Genomic DNA, 4862 nt, shown 5'->3' on the forward strand with positions numbered 1-4862 from the left:
GCCCCGCGGGAGCGCATCGTGGCACCGGGCTGTCAGGCGGCGGCGATCGCCGAACTGCCGCTGCGGGCCCTGCGCCTGCCGCGGGACTGCGTCGAGGGGCTGGTCCAGCTCGGCATCGAGCGGGTCGGCCAGCTCGCCGCCAAGCCCCGCGCCCCCTTGCGCCTGCGCTTCGGCCCCGAGCCGTCCGCCCGTCTCGACCAGGCGCTGGGCCACGCCCCCGAGCCGCTGGCCTATCTCGATCTGCCCGAGGTGCCGCGCGCCCGCTTGGCCTTCGCGGAGCCGATCGGCGCTCCCGAGACCCTGGCGCGGGTGACCGAGCGGCTGCTCGCCGAACTCTGCGCGGTGCTGGAGCGGCGCGGGCTCGGGGCGCGCCGCCTCGACCTCGTGTTCCGCCGGGTCGACGGCACCAGCCAGGGGGTCCGCGTCGCCACCGCCCGGCCGAACCGGACCGTGCGCCACATCCTGGGGCTCTTCACCGAGCGGCTGGCGCTGGTCGATCCCGGCTTCGGCATCGACGAGGCGATTCTCTCCGCCACCCGCACCGAGTGGTTCGACGCCGCCCAGGCCGGGCTCGGGGCGCTGGAAGGAGCTGCGGCCGAGGCCGATCTCGCCGAACTCGTCGACCGGCTCGGCACCCGGCTGGGGCCGGAACGGGTCTACCGCCTCGGCGCCACCGCCAGCGCCCTGCCGGAGCGCTCGTTCCGCCGCCTCGCCCCCCTGGCGACGGCGGAGGCCGACTGGCCCGCCGATCTGCCGCGGCCCGCCCGCCTGCTGCACCCGCCCGAACCCGTGGCGGTCACGGCGCTCGCCCCCGACCATCCGCCGGCCCTGTTCGTGTGGCGCGGACGCCGCCTGCGGGTCGCCCGGGCCGACGGGCCGGAGCGGGTGCATGGCGAGTGGTGGGTCTCGGAGGCCGAGCAGGGGCTGATCCGCGACTATTACCGGGTCGAGATCGCGACCGGCGACCGCTTCTGGCTGTTCCGCGACGCGCCGGCGGATGCGGGCGGGCGCTGGTGGCTGCACGGCCTGGGCGAGGCCTGACCGGGATGGCCTATGCCGAGCTTCAGCTCACCACGCATTTCTCGTTCCTGCGCGGCGCCTCCTCGCCGCAGGAGCTGTTTGCCACCGCGGCCCTGCTCGGCCACACCACCCTCGCCGTGACCGACCGGGCCTCGCTCGCCGGAATCGTCCAGGCGCATGCGGCGGCGCGGGAGACGGGCCTGCGCCTCGTCGTCGGCTGCCGGCTCGACCTGACCGAGCCCGGCGCGCCGGCGCTCCTGATCTATCCCACGGACCGGGCCGCCTACGGGCGGCTGTGCCGCCTCCTGAGCCTCGGCAAGGCGCGCGCCGGAAAGGGCGGCTGCCGCCTGCACTGGGACGATCTCGCCGAATGGGGCGCCGGTCTCGTCGCCGTGCGGCTCGCCGAGCGGCCCGACGCGGCGCTCGGCGCCGACCTCGCCCGCCTGAAGGGGCTGTTCGGCGACCGCGCCTATTGCGCGCTGACCCGCCGCTACCGCCCGAACGACGCCCTGCGGCTGGAGGCGGTCGCGGAGCAGGCCTGGGCCGCGCGGGTGCCGACCGTCGCGACCGGCGACGTACTCTACCACGATCCCGGCCGGCGCAGCCTTCAGGACGTCGTGGCCGCGATCCGCCTCGGCACCTGCGTCGACCGGCTCGGCCATGACCGCGAGAGCCATGCCGGCCGCCATCTCGTGGCCCCGGCGGAGGCCGAGCGGCTGATGGCCCGGCATCCCGACGCCCTCGCGCGCACCGGCGAGATCGCGGAGCGCTGCCGCTTCTCCCTCGACGAACTCACCTACAGCTACCCGACGGAGGCGTCGGACGACGGCATCGCGGCGCAGGACCGGCTCGAGGCCCTGGCCTGGGCGGGGGCCGCCGCGCGCTATCCCGGCGGCCTGCCCGACACGGTGGCGGCGCAGATCCGGCACGAGCTGACCCTGATCGAGCGGCTGGCCTACGCGCCCTACTTCCTCACCGTCGACAGCATCGTCCGCTTCGCGCGCGGGCGGGGCATCCTCTGCCAGGGCCGCGGCTCGGCGGCGAACTCGGCGGTCTGCTACGTGCTCGGCATCACTGCGATCGATCCACTCCGCCAGGGCCTGCTGTTCGAGCGCTTCATCTCGGAGACCCGCGGCGAGCCGCCGGACATCGACGTCGATTTCGAGCACGAGCGCCGCGAGGAGGTGATCCAGTGGGTCTTCGAGACCTATGGGCGCCACCGCGCCGCGCTCTGCGCCACGGTGATCCGCTACGGCCCCCGCGGGGCGGTGCGCGAGGTCGGGAAAGCGCTCGGCGTCCCCGAGGACGTGACCGGCGCGCTCGCCGGCCTCGTCTGGGGCTGGTCGGGCGAGGGCGTCGGCGAACGTCAGGCGTCGGAGCTCAACCTCAACCTCGCGGATCGCCGCCTGCGGCTGACCCTGGACCTCGCCCGCCAGCTGGTCGGCACGCCGCGCCATCTCGGCCAGCATCCCGGCGGCTTCGTGCTGACCCTGACCCGGCTCGACGAGCTCTGCCCGGTCTGCCCGGCGACCATGGCCGACCGCCAGACCCTCGAATGGGACAAGGACGACATCGACGCGCTCGGCTTCATGAAGGTCGACGTGCTCGGGTTAGGCATGCTCGGCTGCCTGCGCCGCGCCTTCGCCCTGCTCTCCGAACACCGGACGGAGGCGCCGACCTCGATCGAGGCGATCACCCGGAACGGGGACGATCCGGCGACCTTCGCGATGATCCGGCGCGCCGACACGGTGGGCGTGTTCCAGATCGAGAGCCGCGCCCAGATGGCGATGCTGCCGCGGATGAAGCCGGACCGATTCTACGACCTCGTCGTGCAGGTGGCGATCGTGCGGCCCGGCCCGATCCAGGGCGACATGGTCCACCCGTATCTGCGCCGCCGCGAGGCGCGCGAGACGATCACCTACCCGAGCGAGGCGCTGCGCGACGTGCTCGGCAAGACGCTCGGCGTACCGCTGTTCCAGGAACAGGCGATGCGGGTCGCCATCGTCGCCGCCGGGTTCACGCCGAACGAGGCGGACCAGCTGCGCCGGGCCATGGCGACCTTCAAGTTCACGGGGGGCGTCTCGAAGTTCCGCGACAAGCTGGTCGCCGGCATGGTCGGCAACGGCTACGACCCGGACTTCGCCGAGCGCACCTTCAAGCAGCTCGAAGGCTTCGGCTCCTACGGCTTCCCGGAGAGCCACGCGGCCTCCTTCGCCCTGCTCGCCTACGCCTCGTCCTGGGTGAAATGCCACCATCCGGACGTGTTCTGCTGCGCGCTGCTGAACGCGCAGCCGATGGGCTTCTACGCCCCCGCCCAGCTCGTGCGCGACGCCCTCGACCACGGCGTGCCGGTGCGGCCGGTCTGCGTGAACGCCTCGGCCTGGGACTGTACCCTGGAGCCCGCGGGCGGGCGCTGGCTCGCGGTGCGCCAGGGCCTGCGCATGGCCCGCGGCCTGTCGGAGGCCGACGCGGCCCGGCTCGTCGCGGCGCGGCCGTCCGGGGGCTATGGCAGCGTCGAGGCGTTGTGGCGGCGGGCGGGGGTCCCGGCGGCGCCCCTGCGGCGGCTCGCGGCGGCGGACGCCTTCCGGGCCCTCGGCCTCGACCGGCGCGCCGCCCTCTGGGCGATCCGCGGGCTGGCGGAGCGCCCGCTCGACCTGTTCGCGGCCGCCGACGCGCGCGAGGGGCAGGTCCGCCCGGAAACCGTCGAGCCGGCGGTGGCGCTTCCCCCCATGACGGCGGGCCGGGCGGTGACGGAGGATTACCGCGCCACGGGCCTGAGCCTGCGCGGGCACCCGCTGGCCTTCCTGCGGGGCGACCTCGCCGCCCAGGGCTACCGGCCCTGCGGCGTGCTCGACGAGGCCCGCCCCGGCCGGACGGTGCGTCTGGCCGGGCTCGTGCTGATGCGCCAGCGGCCGGGCTCGGCCAAGGGGACGATGTTCGTCACCCTGGAGGACGAGACCGGCATCGCCAACCTCATCGTCTGGCCGGCGGTGTTCGAGCGCCACCGCCGCCTGATCCTGACCGCCGGCGTGATGGGCGTGCAGGGGCGCGTCCAGCGCCAGGGCATCGTGGTGCATGTGGTGACCGAGGGGCTCGCCGACCTCACCCGGATGCTGGCCTCGCTGCCCCAACGGACGAACGGCGCGCCCCTGGATACCGCGCCTTGGGACGCCGCGCCCGCGCGGGACCGCGCCGACGAGAGGGCAGGCGGCGCCCTCCGCCTGCCGGCCCGGAACTTTCGTTAGGGTCCAAACCCGGTCAGCCTCACCAGGCGCAGGGCTGTCGACGCCCCTCCACGGCCCTCGGCATGGTCAAGCCAGTTCATGGTCGACCCTGGCCCCACCGGACCGAAGCCGGGGCGGTGATGTTCCCAAGAGCGCTCTCCGCCGAAGTCGCCACCGGTTCGGCTTAAGAGAGCGCGACAAAACAAAAACTGAGAGCCGTTCTCAGGTTTCAACGTGATCGGACACGGCTCTAGACTGCCTCACACGATGAAGACATCGTCGGCCGTGAGTGCGGCCTTGTTGTCGAACACCGCAACCTTCACCTTCAGGCCACTGCCCGCACCGTCCGCGTCGTAGAACAGTTCGCCGGTCGATTGCTTGTAGAGGACGCGGTCATCCGCATCGATCATGCCGGTGGTGATGTTCTTGAAGGCAGCCGGGTCGAGCGCGCCCGTCGTCAGGGCCGTGAAGAGGCTCTTCGAGAGTTGGATCGTGTCCTCGGCGGCAAAGTCGGTGATGCGATCGATGTTGTTGTAGCCGAGCGCGTTGGCGAAGACGAAGGTGTCGGCCCCGCCCCGACCCGTCAGCACGTCGTTGCCCCAGCCGCCGTTGATCACG

The 4862-nt window shown here is 73.5% G+C and carries 2 protein-coding genes and 1 pseudogene; 2 read left to right on the forward strand and 1 reads right to left on the reverse strand.

What is annotated here, in order from left to right:
• Window positions 1-1041, forward strand: a 1041-nt coding sequence (locus LW587_RS23510; RefSeq protein WP_232631997.1) for a DNA polymerase Y family protein, incomplete at its 5' end; no start/stop codon positions are given.
• 5 nt (window positions 1042-1046) lie between these two features.
• Window positions 1047-4265: an error-prone DNA polymerase gene (locus tag LW587_RS23515; RefSeq protein ID WP_232631998.1), complete on the forward strand. Its 3219-nt coding sequence runs from the start codon at window positions 1047-1049 to the stop codon at window positions 4263-4265.
• Between the two features lie 239 nt (window positions 4266-4504).
• On the opposite strand, the pseudogene LW587_RS23520 reads toward LW587_RS23515, so the two are convergent.
• Window positions 4505-4862, reverse strand: a pseudogene (locus tag LW587_RS23520) (M10 family metallopeptidase C-terminal domain-containing protein); the annotation flags it as partial.

Origin of the sequence: Methylobacterium sp. Leaf118 (assembly GCF_920984675.1) — a bacterium.
Lineage (GTDB): Bacteria > Pseudomonadota > Alphaproteobacteria > Rhizobiales > Beijerinckiaceae > Methylobacterium.